This window comes from Cryptobacterium curtum DSM 15641, assembly GCF_000023845.1.
In the GTDB taxonomy this organism is placed as follows: domain Bacteria; phylum Actinomycetota; class Coriobacteriia; order Coriobacteriales; family Eggerthellaceae; genus Cryptobacterium; species Cryptobacterium curtum.
In genome coordinates, this window is the sequence record NC_013170.1 from 1,336,088 (window position 1) to 1,356,418 (window position 20,331).

At 52.3% G+C, this 20,331-nt stretch carries 17 protein-coding genes; 5 read left to right on the forward strand and 12 right to left on the reverse strand.

From position 1 onward, the window contains the following. Positions 1 to 69: 69 nt before the first annotated feature. The 6 genes from CCUR_RS05860 to pheS all read right to left on the reverse strand — a co-directional run bounded on the left by CCUR_RS05860 (position 70) and on the right by pheS (position 8,106). Positions 70 to 858, reverse strand: a complete 789-nt coding sequence (locus CCUR_RS05860; protein WP_015778728.1) for a ubiquinone/menaquinone biosynthesis methyltransferase — start codon at positions 856 to 858, stop codon at positions 70 to 72. 1 nt (position 859) lies between these two features. Beyond that, complete coding sequence (gene tsaD, locus CCUR_RS05865) at positions 860 to 3,442, reverse strand: tRNA (adenosine(37)-N6)-threonylcarbamoyltransferase complex transferase subunit TsaD (RefSeq protein WP_015778729.1); 2,583 nt, start codon at positions 3,440 to 3,442, stop codon at positions 860 to 862. Between the two features lie 61 nt (positions 3,443 to 3,503). Beyond that, a complete protein-coding gene (tsaE, locus tag CCUR_RS05870; RefSeq protein WP_015778730.1) occupies positions 3,504 to 3,995 on the reverse strand; it encodes a tRNA (adenosine(37)-N6)-threonylcarbamoyltransferase complex ATPase subunit type 1 TsaE in 492 nt (163 codons plus the stop codon). A gap of 43 nt (positions 3,996 to 4,038) precedes the next feature. Beyond that, positions 4,039 to 4,434 carry a (deoxy)nucleoside triphosphate pyrophosphohydrolase gene (locus CCUR_RS05875; RefSeq protein ID WP_015778731.1) on the reverse strand — a complete coding sequence of 132 codons (396 nt, stop codon included), beginning with the start codon at positions 4,432 to 4,434 and terminating at the stop codon, positions 4,039 to 4,041. 99 nt (positions 4,435 to 4,533) lie between these two features. After that, complete coding sequence (gene pheT / locus CCUR_RS05880; RefSeq protein ID WP_015778732.1) at positions 4,534 to 7,011, reverse strand: phenylalanine--tRNA ligase subunit beta; 2,478 nt, start codon at positions 7,009 to 7,011, stop codon at positions 4,534 to 4,536. A gap of 33 nt (positions 7,012 to 7,044) precedes the next feature. Continuing rightward, positions 7,045 to 8,106 carry a phenylalanine--tRNA ligase subunit alpha gene (gene pheS / locus CCUR_RS05885; RefSeq protein ID WP_015778733.1) on the reverse strand — a complete coding sequence of 354 codons (1,062 nt, stop codon included), beginning with the start codon at positions 8,104 to 8,106 and terminating at the stop codon, positions 7,045 to 7,047. 897 nt (positions 8,107 to 9,003) lie between these two features. Here pheS and CCUR_RS05890 point away from each other — a divergent pair. From CCUR_RS05890 to CCUR_RS07715, 4 genes are all read left to right on the forward strand, one after another. Beyond that, positions 9,004 to 9,942: a cation diffusion facilitator family transporter gene (locus tag CCUR_RS05890; protein ID WP_015778734.1), complete on the forward strand. Its 939-nt coding sequence runs from the start codon at positions 9,004 to 9,006 to the stop codon at positions 9,940 to 9,942. A gap of 910 nt (positions 9,943 to 10,852) precedes the next feature. Next, positions 10,853 to 12,340, forward strand: a complete 1,488-nt coding sequence (locus tag CCUR_RS05900; protein ID WP_041225650.1) for an ATP-binding cassette domain-containing protein — start codon at positions 10,853 to 10,855, stop codon at positions 12,338 to 12,340. 265 nt (positions 12,341 to 12,605) lie between these two features. Beyond that, on the forward strand, positions 12,606 to 12,935 hold the full coding sequence (locus tag CCUR_RS07305) for a hypothetical protein (protein WP_049754298.1): 330 nt from the start codon (positions 12,606 to 12,608) through the stop codon (positions 12,933 to 12,935). 18 nt (positions 12,936 to 12,953) lie between these two features. After that, complete coding sequence (locus CCUR_RS07715; RefSeq protein WP_169302069.1) at positions 12,954 to 13,370, forward strand: nucleotidyl transferase AbiEii/AbiGii toxin family protein; 417 nt, start codon at positions 12,954 to 12,956, stop codon at positions 13,368 to 13,370. 171 nt (positions 13,371 to 13,541) lie between these two features. Here CCUR_RS07715 and gatB read toward each other — a convergent pair whose 3' ends face one another. The 6 genes from gatB to CCUR_RS05935 form a co-directional block, all read right to left on the reverse strand. Next, positions 13,542 to 15,107, reverse strand: coding sequence for an Asp-tRNA(Asn)/Glu-tRNA(Gln) amidotransferase subunit GatB (gene gatB / locus CCUR_RS05910; RefSeq protein WP_015778737.1), 1,566 nt, complete (start codon positions 15,105 to 15,107; stop codon positions 13,542 to 13,544). A gap of 3 nt (positions 15,108 to 15,110) precedes the next feature. Next, the gene (gene gatA, locus CCUR_RS05915; protein WP_015778738.1) at positions 15,111 to 16,601 is read right to left on the reverse strand and encodes an Asp-tRNA(Asn)/Glu-tRNA(Gln) amidotransferase subunit GatA; all 1,491 of its coding nucleotides are present in this window, start codon (positions 16,599 to 16,601) and stop codon (positions 15,111 to 15,113) included. Then, a complete protein-coding gene (gene gatC / locus CCUR_RS05920; RefSeq protein ID WP_015778739.1) occupies positions 16,598 to 16,909 on the reverse strand; it encodes an Asp-tRNA(Asn)/Glu-tRNA(Gln) amidotransferase subunit GatC in 312 nt (103 codons plus the stop codon). The genes gatA and gatC overlap by 4 nt, the downstream gene beginning before the upstream one ends. Positions 16,910 to 17,581: 672 nt before the next feature. Then, on the reverse strand, positions 17,582 to 17,950 hold the full coding sequence (locus tag CCUR_RS05925) for an EXLDI protein (protein WP_015778740.1): 369 nt from the start codon (positions 17,948 to 17,950) through the stop codon (positions 17,582 to 17,584). A gap of 124 nt (positions 17,951 to 18,074) precedes the next feature. Beyond that, positions 18,075 to 19,139 (reverse strand): MBL fold metallo-hydrolase, encoded by a 1,065-nt coding sequence (locus CCUR_RS05930; protein ID WP_015778741.1) that lies wholly within the window; start codon positions 19,137 to 19,139, stop codon positions 18,075 to 18,077. Next, positions 19,136 to 19,618, reverse strand: coding sequence for a VanZ family protein (locus tag CCUR_RS05935; protein WP_015778742.1), 483 nt, complete (start codon positions 19,616 to 19,618; stop codon positions 19,136 to 19,138). Before CCUR_RS05935 ends, CCUR_RS05930 begins: the two co-directional genes overlap by 4 nt. A 114-nt stretch (positions 19,619 to 19,732) precedes the next feature. On the opposite strand from CCUR_RS05935, the gene CCUR_RS05940 reads away from it, so the two are divergent. Next, positions 19,733 to 20,251 (forward strand): DNA-deoxyinosine glycosylase, encoded by a 519-nt coding sequence (locus tag CCUR_RS05940; RefSeq protein WP_015778743.1) that lies wholly within the window; start codon positions 19,733 to 19,735, stop codon positions 20,249 to 20,251. The last annotated feature ends 80 nt before the right edge of the window (positions 20,252 to 20,331 follow it).

Genomic DNA, 20,331 nt, shown 5'->3' on the forward strand with positions numbered 1-20,331 from the left:
TCACTTGAACGTCTGAAGACGAGAAAGGCCCCTCGCAGGTCTTGAAAGCAAACGGGCTTCGCGCGGGTTTTACTTTACCGCCGTATGAAGCGCCGCGGCACCGAAGGCAACGCGTTCGTACGTTACCTGGGAAAACCCAGCACCGTGCAGCATGTCAGCGAACGTTTCGCAATCGGGAAACGCCTTGATAGACTGTGCAAGATAGACGAAATCATCTCGTTTACCGGTGAAATGCTGCCCCCAAGCGGGAATGCCCCACTTAAGATACGCCCGGTAAAACGCCCGCTCTATCGGTCGTGTAGGCTGACTGAACTCCAAGATAACTACGGTACCACCTGGTACCAGCACCCGATGAATTTCACGCAGTGCACGCAGGCGATCAGGCATATTGCGAATACCGTACGCCATAGTAACCACATCGAACGACGCATCCGCAAAGGGCATATCCTGGGCATCAACCACCTGACACGATACGTCGACACTCCGTGCATCACCAGCTGTAATGCGCTTTTTTGCCACTTCTAACATGCCGGGCGTGTAGTCTGTTAAAAGAATTGAAGCCGGATGGTAACGCCGACACAGCGTAAACGTTACCTCGCCCGTGCCACCCGCCACATCGAGAACGCGCGAGGTTGAATTAATAGGTGCCAAATCGGCCAAGCGTTCAAGCCATTTGCGATCTTGTCCAAAGCTTGAAGCATGATTGAACTGTTCGTATTGATCGGCGATTTCACTAAAGATGGAAAGCACTCGCTCTTCCGAAAGAGCAGCAGGTGCCGCCTTGCCCGTAGCTGTATCAATAGTTGCTTTTTGTTCAGTAAGCGCACTCTGCTGCGGATGCTCTTCTTCCAACGTCATTTTAGTATGGCTCCTCAAGATTGCTATGGGCTGCAGCATCGGTATCAAGACCGCTTGTCTTGCCCGCCTGGTACCGGTCGAGTGCCACAAGCGCTATCATCGCCGCATTGTCCGTGCAGGCACGTGCTGGCGGCATGGTCAGGCGCACACCACGCTGCGCACAAGCGCTCTCATACGCCGCACGCAAAGCCGGATTGGCAGCTACACCCCCACCAAGGCAGAATTCCTTCGCTCCCGTTTCGTCAAGAGCTGCTGTAGCCTTTGCGACCTGCACATCGATAACCGCCGCTTGAAAGCTTGCCGCAATGTCAGGCACATTCAGATCGGCCTTTTGCTGCTGTTGGTTGTGAATGTAGGTAACAACAGCAGTCTTTAACCCCGAAAGCGAGAAACGCAAATCACCTGAATGCATCATGGCACGGGGAAAGTGAATAGCAGCTGGATTGCCCTGCTGCGCTAATCGCGAGATCACCGGACCACCCGGATACCCAAGGCCGAGTGCCTTAGCTACCTTATCGAATGCTTCGCCCACCGCATCGTCAATGGTTGATCCCATAACGCAATAGTCACCCCAGTCGCGCACGTGAACAAGCATGGTATGCCCACCCGAAACAAGCGATACCACCAGCGGCGGTTTGATGTCACTGCGCGCCAGTTTGTTCGCGTATAGATGACCTTCTAGATGATTCACTTTTATAAAGGGAATGCCGGCCGCCCAGGCGGCAGCCTTGGCGTACGCCACACCCACAACGAGTGCGCCCACCAAACCGGGTGCGTACGTAACAGCCACAGCATCAAGGCTGTTCCATGAAAGGTTTGCCGTGCCAAGATGTTCCGCTGCTTCATCAAGGCATGCTTGCACAACGCCACAGATTGCCTCAACATGCTTGCGACTCGCAATTTCAGGAACCACGCCGCCAAATCGCGCGTGAAAGTCGATCTGGCTTGCTACCACATCGGCGATAATGCGCCCGTGCCCATCGACAATAGCCGCCGCCGTTTCGTCACATGACGACTCGATCGCCAAGATAAGTGGATGGGAACTGTCCGCAGGTGACACCTGACCGATAAGCAAATCCATTCCTGCCACATCATGCACAGACAGTGGCAGTGGCCCCGTCATGATAAGCGCATCTTCACGATCGCGATAATAGTGAACCCGTCGCCCCACTTCAGCAAGCCCTACCGTCTGATAAAACGACTGAGCAACCTCGTTTGAAGCGCGTACCTCAAGCGTGCACTCGCAAGCCCCCAAATCGCGCGCATCACTTGCGAGATGCGCCAAAAGTTCACGCGCAATACCTCGGCGCCGATATGCTGGTTCACACGCTATCTTCAGTATCTGTAGTTGCCCTTCGACTACCCAGCCACCCGCATAGGCAACTAAGGCATTGCTCGTCTCATCGCACGCCACCCACCAGGTACGATCGCGACGCGCTACATCGTCACGTATTGATGATTCGCTCCATGTATCATCCGGCATCAACTGACTATCAAGTTCAGCAAGAGTCGGCACGTCCGCTATAGTTGCTGGACGAAAAGACACACTCTGTACGCCTTTATCTATGTCCCTGTCTTCGCCCACCGCTGCATGCGATGGAACAGATGCCGACTGAACGCCCGTGTGCAAGTTGCGCGGAATCTGTGCCTTGGCGACATCGCGCATACGCTCGTTTTCTTCAGCGTCGGAAAGTCTTGTATACACCGGAAGCAAAAATGCCGGATCATGACGACGGACATCAAACGGATTGGCATCGCCACGGCGCCAAGCTGCCTGAAGTGCTGCGAGTAAGCCAGAACCTGCGCACGTCCATACCTCTTCGGGGGCAAAGGTCCCACACGGGGCAAATAAATCGGCGTATTTAGAAAGCGCATCACCAGCAATAATTAACTGAGCACCCCGTGCAGAGGAATCTGTTGGGCTTGCTGGTGATACGACCTCTTCAGCAGATGAATCGGACACGGTTGCTGACAGTGTTGCCGCCTCGACGGAAGCACTAAACAGATCCGCCGAACGTACTGACGATGCTGCCGCTTCAGCGGATAAGTCCGCTGAGTCCACCAGTAATACAGCCGCTTCAGCAAGCCGTCGCGCTTCCTCTTGGGCCTTCACGACCGTATCCAGTTCCAAACGATGCACACCAGCATCGTCAAGAGTAAACCGAACCGGATAGACTTCTTTGCGCATGGCATCGGCCAACACCAGCGCCTGACCGCGGATACCTGCCTCGTGCATCTGCCATGCAATCGCATCAAGCGTCGATACACCAATAAGCGGCACCCCAAGCGCCTGAGCTATGCCTTTCGCCGTAGCAATACAGATGCGCACTCCAGTAAACGATCCTGGTCCGCGTCCACAACAAACCGTCGCAATATCGGCACGTTCCATCTTTTCTGCTGTAAGCAGCGCATCGATTTCAGGAAGCAAACGAGTATTTGATGACCGATGCGCAGGAATACGTTTCGAAGCCACGCAGCGCACCGTCTGTGTTGTGTCGTCCAAAACACCTAAGCCAAGAGCAATTACTTCATTGGCTGTATCAAAAGCAAGAACAGCCCGTGGCCGTTCAGCAGAAAAATCCATGAAACCGCTTCCTTATTGTATTGCGCGCCTATTGTACGGCATACCGCAAACACCTCTGCGATCAGGTGAGCGCATTCGACCAATCTTCAAGCAGCGTCGTCGAACGCATGCCCACCGCACGAGTTGTTATGCGACGCGAGACGTTATCGACTACAGCGATGTCAAGCGCAAGATAGTCATCGGGCAGGTCATCAGGAAATTTGCAAGCCCATTCCACAAAGCTAGCACCCTCACCTTCAAGCGCTTCCCAATACCCCACATCGTCCAGATTGGCCGGATCTTCCAGCCGATACAGATCGAAATGGTGAAGAGGAAGACGACCATCGTCATAAATCGACTGGATGTTAAAGGTAGGGCTCGTTACTGGCTGAGACACACCAAGTGCCCGCGCAATCGCCTGCACAAAACGTGTTTTACCTGCGCCTAAGCCCCCATCGAGCAGCACGACATCCCCAGGTTGCAGCAAGGGTGCCAACGCAGCTGCTAAATGCTCAGTTTGTGCTTCGTCTGACGCCATGAAAATATGTTCGGTGCTCGTGTTCATGTAGGGCATTGTACCGCGCCGATCTACCGTCTTACTACGTAGACCCGCTATCTTATCGTGCGATCCCCTGGCGACGAATCTCTTCAATCACCTGGATATCAGCAGGAAGCCATTCGACTGAGAAAAGCTCCCGCGCCCCCAACCAGCGGGATGCCTCATGCTCAAGCAAGGTAAATGAACCATCCTTTAAGTGACATAGATAGCAATGCATATGCAGACAGAAGTCATCATATGGGTAATCGATCACGCAAACAGAGCGCTCAACATCGATAGTTGCATCCAGCTCTTCGCGAATTTCCCGCACAAGAGCTTCAATGGGTAATTCTCCCGGTTCAAGCTTTCCACCAGGGAATTCCCATCCATCCTTAAAAGTACCATAGCCACGCTGAGTTGCGAGTATCTTTCCATCGCACTCGATAATGGCTGCCGCTACTTCCACCATCTTCATACTCAGCACTCCGAAGGTTTATACGCTGGTTGTAGCAACACGATATCTATCGAAGCGGTTGCTTCATATGGTGCAGAAACAACCACTTCGCCCTGCACCCTATCCACGTACTTCAGCTCCGGTAGCGTTACCAACTTTCTTCACCAGACGACTATGAGCCTTCTCGACTTCTTCGCTTGTAAGTGTATGGTCAAGCGATTGATACTCAAGTGCATAGGCCATCGACTTTTTACCGGCGCCGATGCGTTCTTCATCGCGATACACATCAAACAGACGAATATTGCTCAGAAGCTTGCCACCAGCGCTACGCATGCACTGCTCAAGACGTTCGTTCGTTACGTCTTCATCAACAACAAACGCTACGTCCAGCGAAACCGGCGGAAATTCCGGTACCTCGTATGTTTCACGCTCGATGCGCGCCGACTTTACCAATGCATCAACATCGAGTTCAAACGCCACAATGGGGGCCTGCGTTTCAAACGCCTGTGCAGCCAGTGGATGAATTTCTCCTACCCAGCCAATAACAGTGCCAGCTGAAAGCATTTCGGCTGCCCGACCTGTCTGCAAAAAGGAAGCTGCCTGCTCGTCAAGAGCGCGAAAACGAATCTTCGGGATTGCCAACTCACGTGCAATATTTTCAAGCACACCTTTACCATCAAAGAAATTAAGCTCAACCGCATGGCGATTCCAGCCGGTCTCGTGAAGCGACCCTGCTAAAACGCCCGCCAACTTTACACGCTGCCGTGGCAACTTACGCCCTTCGTGTGCTGCGAATACATTGCCAATCTCGTAGAGCTGAATATTTGCCACCCCGTGATTCTGGTTGTATGCAACGCTGTGCAGCAAGCCCGGAACAATACTCTGACGCATCACCGACTGGTCGGCGTTAATTGGGTTGATAAGCTCGACTGGTTCGCCATCAATAACCGTATTCATACGCAGTCGTGCAAGATCATCGGGGCTTGCAAACGAATAGGTCATGGTTTCGTTGAGTCCACTCGCTGACAGGGTGTGATGCAGGGTTGCAACCACCTGCTCTGACCACGACCGCTTGCCCACACGCCCACGACCGCCCGGCAAGGTGGGCGGCACGTTTTCCATACCATGGAGACGCAAAACTTCTTCATAGAGGTCAATCTCGCGTTCCAAATCGGGGCGGAATGTGGGGGCAACCACCGACAGTGTGCCCTCTTCCCCAGAAGTTTCCGTCTCAGCAGCTTCAACCGTGCAACCAAGACGCCGCAAAATATCTGAGACCTCTTCGATGGACACTTCAACGCCCATCATTGAACAGAAGCGCTTCGTGCGAAACGTTAGCTGCACCGGCTCGGTCTTTTCGAGCCACACATCTACCAATCCCCGGCAGACCGTACCTCCGGTAAGCTCTGCAATAAGAGATGCCGCAAAATCAGCGCGTTTATCGATATCGACGTCGTCAACACGCCGCTCATAGCGCATGCTGCTTTCGCTGATAAGCCCCAGATTGCGGCTCGTGCGGCTTGTATGGGCAGGGCTAAAGGTAGCTGCCTCAAGCAGAATATCGCAGGTAGTATCAACTACTTCGGTATCAAGGCCGCCCATTACCCCAGCTAATGCCACTGCACGATCAGGCGTTGCTATTACCGTCATATCACTGGTCAGAGTACGCTCTTCGCCGTCAAGCGTCGTGAGCTTTTCGCCCTCCGCTGCCGCGCGCACCCGAATGTGCGCCTTGCCGCTGGCATCCGCAACCTTATTGAAGTCAAATGCATGGAGCGGCTGACCCAGCAAAAACAGCACATAGTTGGTTGCGTCAACCACATTATTGATAGGTCGAGCGCCTGCCGCAGCAATACGTTCAGCAAGCCATTGCGGACTTGGACCCACCTTTACATTGCGTATCACCCGTGCGGTATAGCGCGGACAAAGCGACGCTTCATCAATGGATACCTCAACCATATCGGCAGTGGCTTGACCGCCTTCTTTGAGCGTGCGTCCTTCGCGGACATCGGTAACGGGAATACGATACATAGCGCCCACTTCACGCGCCATACCTTCCATCGAAAGGCAATCAGGTCGATTGGGAGTAATTTCCAAATCGAGAATACGATCGGACAAGCCAAGATACTGAGCGAGATCCAAGCCAAGCGGGGTGTTCTCCGGAAGAATATACAGCCCGTCGACATCTTCGCCCAAGCCAAGTTCACGCGCCGAGCAATTCATACCCATGCTGACTTGGCCACGCAACTTACTTTTTTTGATGGTAATATCACCTGGTAACTTTGCACCTACCAGGGCAACGGGAATCTTATCGCCCTTGTAGAAGTTCTGCGCACCACACACAATCTGAAGCGGTTCGGGGTTGCCATCGGCATCCACATTACGCAGACCCACGTTGACCTGGGTGATAAACATATGATCCGAATTGGGATGGGGAATCTTTTCAACTACCTGACCGGTATAAACGCCTGAAAATGCGGCGCCTGTTTCGTCAACCCCTTCTACACCCGTGCCGGTTAAATCCAAACGATCGCAAAACTCTTTCGTGTTATCGGGTACTGCGACATAGGTAGAAAGCCATTTCAGAGAAACCTTCATGTCATTCTTCTTTCTGTGATGATCCGCCGAATACTAGAACTGGCGCAAGAAGCGCATATCACCCTCAAGGAGCATGCGCAAATCAGGCACGTTGTACTTCAGAGCAGCAATACGCTCGACGCCCATACCGAACGCAAATCCTGAATACTCTTCGGGATCAATACCGGCGTAACCAAACACATTCGGGTCGACCATGCCGCAGCCAAGCACCTCTACCCAACCTGTTCCTTTGCAGAAACGGCATCCTTTACCACCGCAAATACCGCAGCTCACATCCGCTTCAGCAGATGGTTCGGTAAAGGGGAAATAATGTGGCCTGAGACGTGTTTTGCGATCGTCGCCAAATATCTGCTTGCAGAAATAATCAATCGTACCTTTCAAATCACCAAAAGTAATACCACGATCGACAACCAGACCTTCTATCTGATTGAATTGGGGTAAATGGCTTGGATCAGCCACATCACGGCGATACACCGTTCCGGGCGCAATAATATAGATAGGCGGTTCTGATTCTTCCATCACGTGCGCTTGCACCCCTGAAGTCTGCGTGCGTAACAGCACGTCGGATTCACCACGTACGGCTGCCGTATCGCCTGAACGATCAACTACATAGAACGTATCCTGCATACCACGCGCCGGATGATCGGGTGGTGTATTCAGAGCCTCAAAGTTGTAGTAGTCGTTTTCGATTTCATTTCCACTTGCTACTGAATAGCCCAGACCAAGGAAGACTTCGGTTATTTCATCGGTAATGCGGCTGATTAAATGACGGGTACCTATCTGCTGAGCTCGTCCAGGCAAGGTAATATCAACCGCGCCTGCTGCCATCTTCGCGGCCAATTCAGCTTGACCAAGCTCTTCTTTGCGATTGGTCAGCGCTTCTTCGATTACGGTACGCACCGTATTGGCAGCCTTGCCCACCTGTGCACGCTCGGAAGAGGGAATTTGCCCCATCGAACGCAGGTAACCAGTTAACGTACCGGAACGCCCCAGCACCCCCACACGTACCTGCTCAAGCGCTGCTGTATCGCTTGCTGTCGCAATTTCTGCCAGCGTCTTATCCTGCAAAGTAGCAAGCTCATCAACGATCGCCATGCCTTTTCTCCCTTCAAATATAAAGAGTCCCTCTCATCCTTTTCCAAGGACGAGAGGGACTCTCGCGGTACCACCCTGGTTGACAGAAACAACTGCTATCAGCGGAATCTGCCCACTTATCTGCTCTGTAACGGGAGCACCCGATGCGGACTACTAAGTTTGTTGTGCTGCCACAACGTTGTCGTATCACATACGACGCCATTCCCCCGCATAGCTCTGAAGTGAATCGCCGCGCATGTTTCCGAACCCTTACAGCCACGAGGTTCTTCTCTGGTTTCACATGGGACCGCGACGCTGTCTTCGTCATCGCCGTTTGGTATGTTCTTGTGAAGCGCAGTATAACGCATAGCCCCCGTTTGAGCAGTATTCTGAAAAATACTCCAAATAGAGTAAGGGTTACCCCGATTTCGCTTATTTCTCAAGCATGGAAAATAGGAAGCAGAGAGCTGTTCAAGCAGAACCGAACCAAATCTTTAAACGAATTAGCAGATCAGTAAGTAACCTCACAGTCAGCTAGAGACGATTAAATATCTTTCTTCGGGGCAAAAATCAAAAATAAGACTGACCGCAACAAAAATACCCGTTGCGATAAGCCCTGCAAGAGTTAACTGGACACCTGGTGCTAAGACAGTTCCTTAATAACGAATTTACTTCCATACTGTTTGACTAAACCCGCTGTCTCGATTGCATACTCAACTGATATGGCACCCTCCTTCCTGGTTGGAGTCTTGTGTGTATTTCAACAATACCGCAGTCTTTGGGAAAGAGATGGACAATCCCCTAGATTTAGGTTAAAACTTTGCTATCAGAGGCTTTTCACCTCTGTTAACTGGAATTTTATCACCTATACCGCAGCTATATTGTCTATGAATCTTCCAAATCCAAGGAGTATGCAACGTGGTCCAAACTGTTGATCCTGCACCACCTAAAACAGATGCCGCCATCCGCGCACGCCATATCCGCAGGGTCCTTGTTGTTATCATGCTGCTGAATCTGGCTGTTGCTGCAGCTAAATTTTTCTATGGGTCAGTCACCGGGTCGGTATCGATGCGCGCCGATGGCATTGCGTCGGTATTTGATGCTGCTTCGAACGTGATTGGTATCGCTGGCATGCTCATAGCCGCACGCCCTGCCGATACCGATCACCCTTATGGCCACGCCAAGTTTGAAACATACGCCTCTGTCGTTATCGGAATGATGCTACTTATTGCGGCTTGGAACGTAGCAAGCGATGCTTACGCTGCCTTTACCGAGCCAGTTCACACCATTGAAGTGAATGCGGGCAGCTTTATTGTGATGATAGGCACACTGGCAATTAATCTTGGTGTTTCGTTCTACGAACGTAAACGTGGCCACGCACTAAAAAGTGAAATCCTTTCAGCTGATGCATTGCACACCGCCGCTGACGCACTCGTTTCTCTTTCAGTTATCATCGGGCTTATCTTCGTGCTCTTGGGATTTCCCTTGGCCGACCCCATTTGCTCGCTTGTTGTTGCAGTGGCAATACTCCATTCCGCATGGGAAGTTTTCAAGCAAGCAAACGCCACGCTTTCCGATGAAGCACGTATACCCGCTGCCGCAATTGTCGATTGTGCGCAGAGTATTCAGGATGTGAGACAGTGTCATCAAGTACGCACGCGGGGTACCGAAGGTGAAGTGTATCTTGACCTGCACATTCTTTTGGATCCAACTTTATCCATTAAAGACGCCCATGCGGTCGGCAATCAGGTAGAAACGGCAATTAAAAAGGCGTTTCCCCAAGTTGTTGATGTCACGGTGCATTTGGAACCCGATACACCTGAAGAGCGCGCCGAAGCAGCCAGCGGCGACCACTGAGTGGGAGTAATCCATTTAGTGCATTCTTTTAACATCTGGCAGCAACTAGTCGCTTCTTTTAACATCTATTGCACCGCCCCGGCCATTCCCGCTCAATAGTTGCATAGCCAGAGAGTGCGAACTCTCTGAGCTGTCCGATCAGTGATTTTATGTATCCTTCAGCCTGCGAACTATGGGAATTTAATTCCCATAGTTTACCGTTCTTGATACCACTGAGATAATGCCCTCCCGCTGCTGAAAGGCTATCTTATACACAATACCGCCTCATGAAGGGCATGAGCGAGTTTGCCTAATGTTGACAAGCGCAATCGACCTCGTCATCCAAGATGGGCACACCCTGAATCCCGTCGAAGTGAAGACGCCAGCCACGGTGAGAAGGGACACCGTGAAGAATTTTGCCTGCCTTGAAAATCTTTTCGGCTACGAGATAGGCTTCGGACACGTTTTTTGCCAGACTCCGGCCCCGTATCTTATCACGCGAACCGTCCAGGCAGTACCCGTCTGGGAAATCCTGATTCTTTTCAGGGCGGCATGCTCGGCGCAAACGTCGCGACGAAGCTTGTCAGCGGGCTGTTTGACCGTGAGGCATCGTGGGCTCGGTTGACGAGTTCATCCAGAATCTGCATGACTCAAACGCGTGTATCCCACAACCCTTCACGCCGACGCGCCCGGCAGGCTATACTAGTCACACCGAGAAACCCGCCGGGGCCTTTGGCAAGCGCCGGCAAGAGAAGGGACGAGGCGCGTGAAGAACTAGCGATGCCCACACCTATCCGAAAACCAAGCGACATCGCTGGCGGCTATGCCACGGGTGCAGCATCGCGTGCGTAAACGCTATTCCAAAGCCATATATCCTAAAACCGATGATCGCCTGCTGCCCCCGCATGACCTCCTGCAGAACCGAGGCAACATGCAGCTCAACCTTACCAATATCGAATATGCCTATCCGTCAGCGGCAGACCCTGCTCTGCGTGGCGTGACCGCGACACTCCCGCAGGGATGGACTGGTCTTGTCGGCAACAACGGCGGGGGCAAGACGACGCTTGCCCTTATCGCATGCGGGATACTACAGCCCGACGCCGGCACCGTCACACCGTCCCTCTTCTGCACCTACTGCGCTCAAAGTGCGAAAGAACCGCCAATCAATGTGAAAGATTTCGCGGTTGCCTACGACAGCTTGGCCGTAAGGCTTCGCCGCGGGCTTGCCATCGAGGGCGACTGGCCCTGGCGTTACGGCACACTCTCCGGAGGGCAGCAGAGGCGCCTGCAGGTGGCCTGCGCCCTGTGGGCTGCCCCCGACGTGCTCGTCGTGGACGAGCCGACCAACCACGTCGACGCCGTGACAAAGCGCGCCATAGCCGCAGCTCTCTCGAAGTTCGACGGCATCGGGTTGCTTGTCTCGCACGACCGGGAGCTTCTCGATGCGCTCTGCACGCAGTGTCTGCTCGTCGCGGACGGCGCAGCCGTCATGAGGCCCGGCGGATACTCGCAGGCGTCCGCGCAGGTGGCCCTCGAACGCGCAAGCGCCATTCATGCACGAGACGCGGTCCGCAAGGAGAAGGTCCGTATGGAGAGCGAAGCGCAACGCCGCCGCGAAGAGGCTTCTCGTGCCGCCGGCAAGAGAAGCCTCAGGGGCATAAACAAGCATGATGCGGACGCGCGCCGGAAGGTGCGCGTGGCGGTGATGACCGGCAAGGACGGGAAGGCGGGCAGGCTCTCGTCGTGCATGACCGGCAGGCTGGAGGGCGCGAAGGCGAGGCTTGCGGCGACACGGGTCGAGAAGCGCTACGACGCCGACGTGTGGCTCGACGCCGAGCACAGCAGGCGCAAGGTCCTCTTCAGGATGGGACCCTGCAGCCTTCCCCTTGGCGATGTCTCTTTGAGCATGCCTGCGTTGTACATTGGGAACAAGGACCACGTCGGGCTCGTCGGGGACAACGGCTCCGGCAAGACGACGCTGGTCGAGAGGATCGTGGAGGGTCTTCCCGATGCGACGAGGCTCCTCTACATCCCCCAGGAACCCGACGAATCGCAGAAAAGAGAAGTGCTGCGGACGATACGCAAGCTCTCGGCCGCGCGGCGCGGGCGCGTCCTCTCCATTGTGGCGCAGCTCAACTCCAACCCAGACCGCATGCTCGAAGGGGATGCCGTCAGCCCTGGGGAGATGCGCAAGCTCATGCTCGCCCTCGGGATCCTCGAATCGCCGGAGCTCGTCATCTTGGACGAGCCCACCAACCATCTCGACCTCGGGTCGACGGAGGCCCTCGAGCGCCTCTTGTCCGCGTATCCCGGGGCGCTCATGCTCGTCTCGCACGACGCCGCCCTGCTCGGCTCTGCCACGGGCGTGACCTGGAAGATAGAGGCGACAGCGAGCGGCTACAAGCTCACGGTGGGCTAGATGCCGTTCCCCGTCAGCAGTCATCGCGGCGGTCTGCACCCAGAGGCAACCTCGCTCGCTTACGAAGGCATGGCGAATCTAACCGGTCCGCAGTCAATGAACCTTGGAACCATACAGTTACGAAAATGAATATACGGAACTCAAGCGTGCATCAATAACTCGCGCTCCGCTGGCCAGGAGTTCACCCCTCAGTAGCCTGCTGCTATTCTAGAGCTTTCACGTGCCAAACTGGAACTCAGCGCCGAGTTCCAGTTGAGTTCCGTTTTTGAGACAGCCCGACGGGCGCTTCGTCCTCAAAGATGGCAGCGGCCTGCTCGCCCGCGTCCCCGACGGCCGCGCCACGCGGGACATCGGTTTCGCAACGGTCGCGCGCGATTCCTCCGAGTTCGTGCTCACGGCGATAGTCAAGCTTGTCGGCAAGGACATGGGCAATTTCCTCACGTTCAGGCTTGACAAATGGATGGAATCCTTGGACGAGAACGGCTACTCACGCCTGATCAAGCTGCGTTTTCAGACCTACTTAGGCCACGAGGAGAAGGATCCCATCCTCATCGACCTGTCGCTCGACTGCAGTATCACACAACCCGCAGAGTGAATTGCGCCTGCTAACAGGGTGCATGTCGACGGCCTCAAGTCATGCGACTACCTCGTCCACCCGCTTGTCGACCAACTGGCTGACAAGCTGTGCGCAATAATGGAAAGGCAGCCCGGCGGTTGGCCCTCATCGAGGATGAAGGACCTGGTCGACGTCGTGTACTATATCACGAACATCAGCCTTCCCCTCGATAGCCTTGCCCACTCAATACAGTGCGAATGCTCTAAGCGCGGTATGGCCGTCCCGGAGTGCTTCGAGGTGCCCCGGGATTGGGCGGGAGGCTTCGCAGCGTTCGCCAAAAAAGCAGCGTTCCCAAGGAGTACACCTCGTTTGATGCAGCATCATCGCTCGTATCCACGTTCTTCGACCCCGCCCTCGACGGTTCTTTCGATCATGGGACCTTATGGGACTTCGAATCGCTGCGCTGGCTGCTGAAAGACTAGAGTAGTCCGCTATGTCAAGGCCTCGCCCTACGGCAAGCGCAACCTATAAAGCTGAAGAGTTGGCAAGCAATCGGAAACCTTCGAGTTCGGCGCCGACTGAATGCCCAGACTGAAATAGTAATGCAACCGATTTCCTGAAAGAACCGTTACTTCAATCAACTATTTACTTCAGTCGTTCTGCTAACAGTTGGTTGATAACCTTCGGATTACCCTGACCGTGCATGGCCTTCATGCATTGCCCGACAAAAAAGCCAATAAGCCCCGTCTTGCCACCCCGGTAGGCTTCCACCTTATCGGGGTTTTCTGCCAGCACCGCATCAACAACCGCTTCAATAGCAGCGGTATCCGACACCTGTCGCATGCCGCGTTCTTCAACAATAGCGGCTGGATCGGCATCCTGTTCAAACACAGCTTCAAGCACTTCTCTTCCCTGCTTGGATGAAATAGCGTCATCAGCAACAAGAGAAACAAGTTCGACGGCGCGCTTTGGCGTCAGGGGGCTGTTTGCCAAATCAGAACCTTCTTCGAAACCCGCACGCGCCGCAAGGTCGTTAATCAGCAGATTGGCCACCGGCTTCGCAAGTGCTGCATCGGCAATGTGCATGCACGCCTCAAAGAAGTTTGCTGTTGCCCGATGTTCTACCAGATGACGCGCATCATACGCCGTTAAGCCATAAGACGTACGGAAACGTTCCTCTTTTTGGTCGGGTAATTCAGGCAGCTTCGCCCGTACCCGTTCGATAAATTCATCAGACAGATCGTATGGGGCCAAATCCGGATCAGGGAACATGCGGTAGTCGTCGGCTGTTTCCTTCACGCGCATGACAATCGTACGCTTCGATGTAGGGTCCCAATGACGCGTTTCCTGATAGATGATGCCGCCCTCTTCAAGCACTTCAGCTTGACGGCGAATCTCATACACCAAGCCATCGTGGAGACTTTTGAAGCTATTGATATTCTTGAGCTCGGTTTTTGTACCCAGCTGCGTTGTACCACGCCGCCGCAAGCTTACGTTGCCATCAGCGCGCAGACTGCCCTCTTCCATGCTGCAATCGGATATTTCAAGAGCAAGGAATATCTGGCGCAGCTTCTGCATGAACAGACGCGCTTCTTCAGGTGTACGCAGATCGGGCTTTGTCACGAGTTCGATAAGTGGTGTACCAGCGCGATTGTAGTCAACCAGAGAATGCGTAGCACCCTCGATACGACCCTCTACGCCACCCAAGTGCACCATTTTGCCGGCATCCTCTTCCATATGGATGCGTTCGATACCCACTCGAGCACGATACCCATCGGCTGTACGGGTAATATTTTCTTGTTCATCGCCTTCAGCAAGGCCCTCGATGCCCCAGCGTTCGGAAGCACCCCGACCATCAACCGATAAGTCGAGGTATCCACGCATACAAAATGCCTTGGGACCCTGCGTGGTTTGGTAGTTCTTCGCCATGTCGGGGTACATATACCCCTTGCGATAAAACATCGTGCGCTTTTCGATATCACAGTTCGTCGCAAAACCAGCAAGCACAATACTTTCAATGGCTGCTTTATTGGGAACCGGTAATGCTCCGGGAAGCCCTAAGCACACCGGACAAGTATGCGTATTCGGCTCGGCGCCAAATTCCAGCTTACAGCTGCAGAACATTTTTGTTTCCAGGCGCGTTAGTTCACAGTGAACCTCCAGCCCGATAACTGCTTCCCAGTCTTGCAGTACTTCTTCCATACTTTTCATGGCCTATGCACCTGCTTTCTGGTTAGCAAAATCGGGAGCGATCGGCGCAGAGCCATAGGCCACTTCAAGTGCTGCTGCTACACGTAACATGTTTTCATCATGAAACGCTGGTGCTATCAGCTGCACGCCAACGGGCAGCCCACTTTCTTTTCCCAGGCCAACCGGCATATTCATGCCGCCATTGCCAGCGATATTAATAGAAATAGTGAACATATCGGACAGATACATGCTCGTGGGATCAGAAAGTTCACCGAATCGAAATGCCGTGCGCGGTGCAACAGGCGCGAGAATGCAGTCAACCTTCTCATACGCCTGCTTGTAATCCTGCGTGATAAGGGTGCGAATCTGCTGAGCGGGATAGTAGTACGTATCGTAGACCCCCGCTGAAAGAAGATAGCTTCCGAGCATGATGCGCCGGCGTGCCTCAAGACCGAAGCCTTTTTCTCGGCTCGCTTCATATTGGCTGCCCAGATCCGTATGGCCCGGGTCGCGGTATCCATAACGGACACTATCGAAACGCGAAAGATTCGAAAAAGCCTCGCAGGGACCCAACACGTAGTAAGCGCTGATAGCAGCCGCCGCATGAGGAAGATCAACCTCTACCACCTGGGCACCAAAACTGCGCAGCTGTTCAGCGGCAGACTCAACCGCGCTGCGCACTTCATGCGAAAGGCCTTCTGCTTCCATGAACGCCGGCACGATACCAATAGTCATGCCTTCGATGCCCCGATCGAGCCCTTCTGTGAAGTCGATGGTGCATTGCTGACTTGTGCAGTCCTTCGTGTCGCGACCAGAAAGCACGTTGAGCGCAACGGCCGCATCGTGAACTGTACGCGTGAAAGGTCCCACCTGGTCAAGCGAGCTGCCAAAGGCCACGACCCCATAGCGCGATACCACTCCATAGGTTGGCTTAACAGCCACGACACCACAGAAACTACCCGGCTGGCGAATAGACCCACCCGTATCGCTTCCTAATGTCAGGCTTGCCATGCCCGCAGCTACTGCCGCAGCGCTACCACCCGAACTACCTCCTGGCACATGTGCGGTATTCCAAGGGTTCTTGGTCGTGCCAAAAGCGCTCGATTCGGTTGTGCTGCCAAACGCAAATTCATCCATGTTGAGCTTGCCTAATGGCAGAGCGCCAGCGTCAATCACCTGTTGTACACAGGTAGCTGTATAAGGTGAAACATAGTTTTCAAGCATCCGCGAAGCACACGTGGTGTGGGTGCCCTTTTGATTCATGTTGTCTTTGAAAGCTACCGGCACGCCGGCCAAGGAGCCTAGCGTATCAAAGTTGCCTGCAGTTATAGCTGCATCAACCTGATCAGCCTGCGCAAGAGCCGCTTCGGGCGTTGTTTCCAAAAACGCATTAATTGTCGGATCGATAGCCTCTATACGGGCAATCGACTGTTCAGCAACTTCGCGCGCAGTAAATTCCCCCACACGTAGGCCTTCGCGAATGGTAGCGATAGAACAGCAAGCGAAATCCTTCATCGGGCATCACCTCCACCCAAGATAGAAGGAATAAGAAAACTTCCCTCTTGCTGTGCTGGCGCATTTTCAAGCGCTTGTTCTTGCGTAAAACTTGGCTGCTCGATATCGTCGCGCATAACATTTGAAAGATCACCAATGGGATGAAACGTCGGTTCAACGCCTTCCAAATCGTATTCAGTAATGGGCGCAAGACTGTCAATGATCGCATTTAAGTCAGCTGTCATCTGAGGGAGTTCCCCATCGGCTAGACCAATGCGGGCGTATTCGGCAATCGCACGCACATCCTTTTCAGTTACGTGTTCGGTCATGACACACACCTTCGCTGCATAAGCATTATGCAAGATCGATCTGCAAAAGAATTGCCCTCCAGCACTATCGCTTTTAAAAGTTGCACGGCTGCCGGTTGTTTGTCGCAATTCGTACAAAACTTCCCGACACTTCAGTCTGGACGAGCTGTATCACGGTTTCTCATCATAGCAAAGCCAGCTAAGGCCTCTGTGCTGCAGTTCTAAAATGCACCTTTTTAACGGGACAGCAATTTTTGACTGACAAAGCAAGTAAAACAGTACATGAGCTAACTTGCGCAAGTAGATGCGAGAGAGTAACTGTGAGGCAACATGAAATAGTGGATATTCATAATGGGATACGAGAAATAGTGTGTATAACCGAGTGAATACGAAATAAGAAAACTCTCTGGAGTAGGACCCAGAATAGTGTCCTGCAGCCCAGAGAGCGTTTTGTCAAGTACCTTTTTATGTTTATGGACGATTTTTTGAAAATTGAACAACAAAAAACAGTAAACCTTTTTGATTTACTGTTTCATAAGTTGCTATATAATTGTTTATATTTAATTGTTTTACTTCGACAAATTTTGAAAATTTCTTTTTTCTTGTTTGGTTATATAACTATACCATTCCATAAACGGATACCCCCAAAATTCTAAATTTACTTAATTTAATAAATAGGGAGTTCAAGATGTACTAAATATCTAGTACTTCTACTATTTCTCCATTTTTTTCTTTAAACATAATTTTTTTGACTACTTCTTCTCCTAAATATTTTGTAAACTTAGTCAATTCTGTTGATACTTCAAATACTATATTATGTTTGATATCACTTAATTCAAAACTCGAATCATATCTTGTTCTATCTGACCAATAGTTCCAATTTATATCTGTCCTTTCATAATAAACATAGTTTCCTTTTGGAGTTACAAATACTCTTTTATTTATTAACTTCTTTTCATTTTCGGATTTAAATATTTCAGAATACAGCTTCATCCCTTTAAATATTTTGTAATTGCTAATTTTATCATTTGAAATATTTAATTTAATTTCTTCATACTTCATAGAAAACCTCCGCAAATTCAATTTTTTTCTCTCTAAATCCTCCTTTTTGTGTCTATATATTATTCCTGTTCAGTTAATATTATGCAACCCATGGCGCATGCCCGAAGGACAACCAGCTTGCCTTTTACACTTTTGTATTCTCTAACCGCTGCGAAGCCTGTGCAAGGAGTGCCGCTATGCGCGAATCAGCACCAGCACGCTGCGCATAATAGCGATTGATGCCCATGTCATCGGCAGTTCGTTTAATGTCGCCGAGGCCACAAAGATAGTCCAGAATCACAATGCCCTCGCCTGAAATGTAACGCTGCTGAGCTGGCGCAATATCATCCCAGGTTTTATGAGGCACATTCCAAGAAAGCAAGCGTGTCAACTCTTCACCCGACAAACCCGGGGTTGCCTCAATCACCGACAAGGCCGATGCCGCACGCTGCACATGATGATGAGCCAGCCAGTCGATGCGCTCTTCTACGTTGTTCCACAAGGGCCCATGTGAATGTAACAGCTGGCGATACGGCAGATTTCGCACCTTTTCTAAACTTTGGAGATAGGTTTCCATCGAATCGGTTCGGTCAGGCTGTAAATCGACGCCGGGCGAGATAACAAACAGCACATGGTCGCCGCTAAACAGCATTCCACTTGGTCGGTGCAGCAGAGCAAGATGGCCCGGCGTATGACCACCAACCTCAAACACGTCAAACGTGGCAGAACCCACTGCGATAGAGTCCCCTTCCCCGACAAACGAAAGCATATGGATATCCGCATCGAAGCGATCGGCCTGTCTTGTTTCAGCAATAATCGAACGGTAGTGGGCTGGACAGCCTTCTGAAAGCATGCGCTTATACAGCTGGTCAACCCAGGGGTCATAAAGGCTGCGTTGCATCCGTCCAAAATCAACGTGACTCAGATAAACCGTCTGGCTCGGGTTCGCCACTTCGTCGAGCAATCCCACATGGTCCATATGAAAATGCGTGAGGAAAAACGACGTGTGCTGCGGATCGGCTTTTAAATCGTGCAACGCACCTTCAAGCATGGTGCGCCCTACGGCACTAGGGGCACCCACATCGACAACGAGCGTTTCGCCGTCCTGTTGAATGAGATAGCAGTTCGTTTCCGACGTCGCATAGTTAGGAAACGGAACGGGAATTGAATAAACATCTGGATCGGAATGAATGTGTGTAAACGTATTCATTGCAGCTGCTCCATATCATCTGAGCCTGCTGGTGTTGCGTGGTCTGATCTTGCCGTCACTCGACTGCGACTGCGCGCGAGCACCAAAGCTGCACCGAGAATTGCTCCACAGGTATCGGTAGCCCAATCAGCCGGATCGCAGAAGCGTCCCGGCACAAACAGTTGGTGAATTTCGTCAGTTACCCCATACACACTTGCAAGGGCAACAGCCAACAGAAAAGCATGTGACGACCGCATCTGGCCCTTTAATGCAAAAGCCACGAGCAGGCCTAATATCAAGTATTCAAGAAAGTGGCAAAGCGGTGAAACTGGATCGTCTTGGTAGCCAATCATACTGTCGATAGCGGCCTTCAGGGTCTCGCGCACCGACCCAAACATTCCTGAAGACAGATCGCCTCCCGAATGAGCTGACATGAAAAAGATGAAGCAGGCCCAAACGATAGCAGGCAGCCAACGAAGCTTTGTTTTTTGCTGTGCCATCAGGTTGCTTCCTCCTTTCATGGTTCTAAAGCATTTCCAGTTGGCGACTCGGTACCACGTTTCTTTCCCTTTTATAATAACCATCGTTACCAACCGCGCACGAAGGATGAACGTTTGCAAGAATACCAACATATCGACCATGGGTTTGGTCCGGTCTTCGACAGTCGATCGCACGTGCTCATACTAGGCAGTTTTCCTTCAGTGCTGTCACGACAAAATAGTTTCTATTACGGCAACCCACAAAATCGTTTCTGGCACGTTATAGCTGCCTGCGTTGGGGCGCCTACGCCACCAAATACCCCGCTGAATACGTCCATTCAGGCGAAGCGGCAATTGTTAAAAGATGCTGGCATTGCCCTTTGGGACGTTATCGAGAGCTGTGACATTAAAGGGTCTGCCGACAGCACTATCAGGCATGCGGTGCCCGCCAACCTGAATATCATTTTCGATGCGGCATCAATCGAAGCTGTGTACGCCAATGGCCGTACTGCCGAGACGCTATATCGTCGCTTGGCTGAAGCACACACAAAACGACCGATTATTGGTCTTCCCTCGACCAGCCCTGCCAATGCCGCTTGGTCGAAGGAACGTCTTATTGATAGTTGGAAGAAAGCCCTTGACCCTTACTTGTAAAGGCATAGACCTGAAGTAAGCAGGTGAAATATGCGGTTGAGGTGGTGTACCGCCATGGTTCTTGCCTGTAAGGGTGTCAA

Coding starts and splice junctions, on each gene's coding strand:
- gatB (WP_015778737.1), bottom strand. CDS start 15,107: ATGAAAAGTATGGAAGAAGTACTGCAAGACTGGGAAGCAGTTATCGGG.
- gatA (WP_015778738.1), bottom strand. CDS start 16,601: ATGAAGGATTTCGCTTGCTGTTCTATCGCTACCATTCGCGAAGGCCTA.
- CCUR_RS05860 (WP_015778728.1), bottom strand. CDS start 858: ATGACGTTGGAAGAAGAGCATCCGCAGCAGAGTGCGCTTACTGAACAA.
- CCUR_RS05925 (WP_015778740.1), bottom strand. CDS start 17,950: ATGAAGTATGAAGAAATTAAATTAAATATTTCAAATGATAAAATTAGC.
- tsaD (WP_015778729.1), bottom strand. CDS start 3,442: ATGGATTTTTCTGCTGAACGGCCACGGGCTGTTCTTGCTTTTGATACA.
- pheS (WP_015778733.1), bottom strand. CDS start 8,106: ATGGCGATCGTTGATGAGCTTGCTACTTTGCAGGATAAGACGCTGGCA.
- CCUR_RS05875 (WP_015778731.1), bottom strand. CDS start 4,434: ATGAAGATGGTGGAAGTAGCGGCAGCCATTATCGAGTGCGATGGAAAG.
- pheT (WP_015778732.1), bottom strand. CDS start 7,011: ATGAAGGTTTCTCTGAAATGGCTTTCTACCTATGTCGCAGTACCCGAT.
- CCUR_RS05935 (WP_015778742.1), bottom strand. CDS start 19,618: ATGGCACAGCAAAAAACAAAGCTTCGTTGGCTGCCTGCTATCGTTTGG.
- CCUR_RS05900 (WP_041225650.1), top strand. CDS start 10,853: ATGCAGCTCAACCTTACCAATATCGAATATGCCTATCCGTCAGCGGCA.
- tsaE (WP_015778730.1), bottom strand. CDS start 3,995: ATGCCCTACATGAACACGAGCACCGAACATATTTTCATGGCGTCAGAC.
- CCUR_RS05930 (WP_015778741.1), bottom strand. CDS start 19,139: ATGAATACGTTTACACACATTCATTCCGATCCAGATGTTTATTCAATT.
- gatC (WP_015778739.1), bottom strand. CDS start 16,909: ATGACCGAACACGTAACTGAAAAGGATGTGCGTGCGATTGCCGAATAC.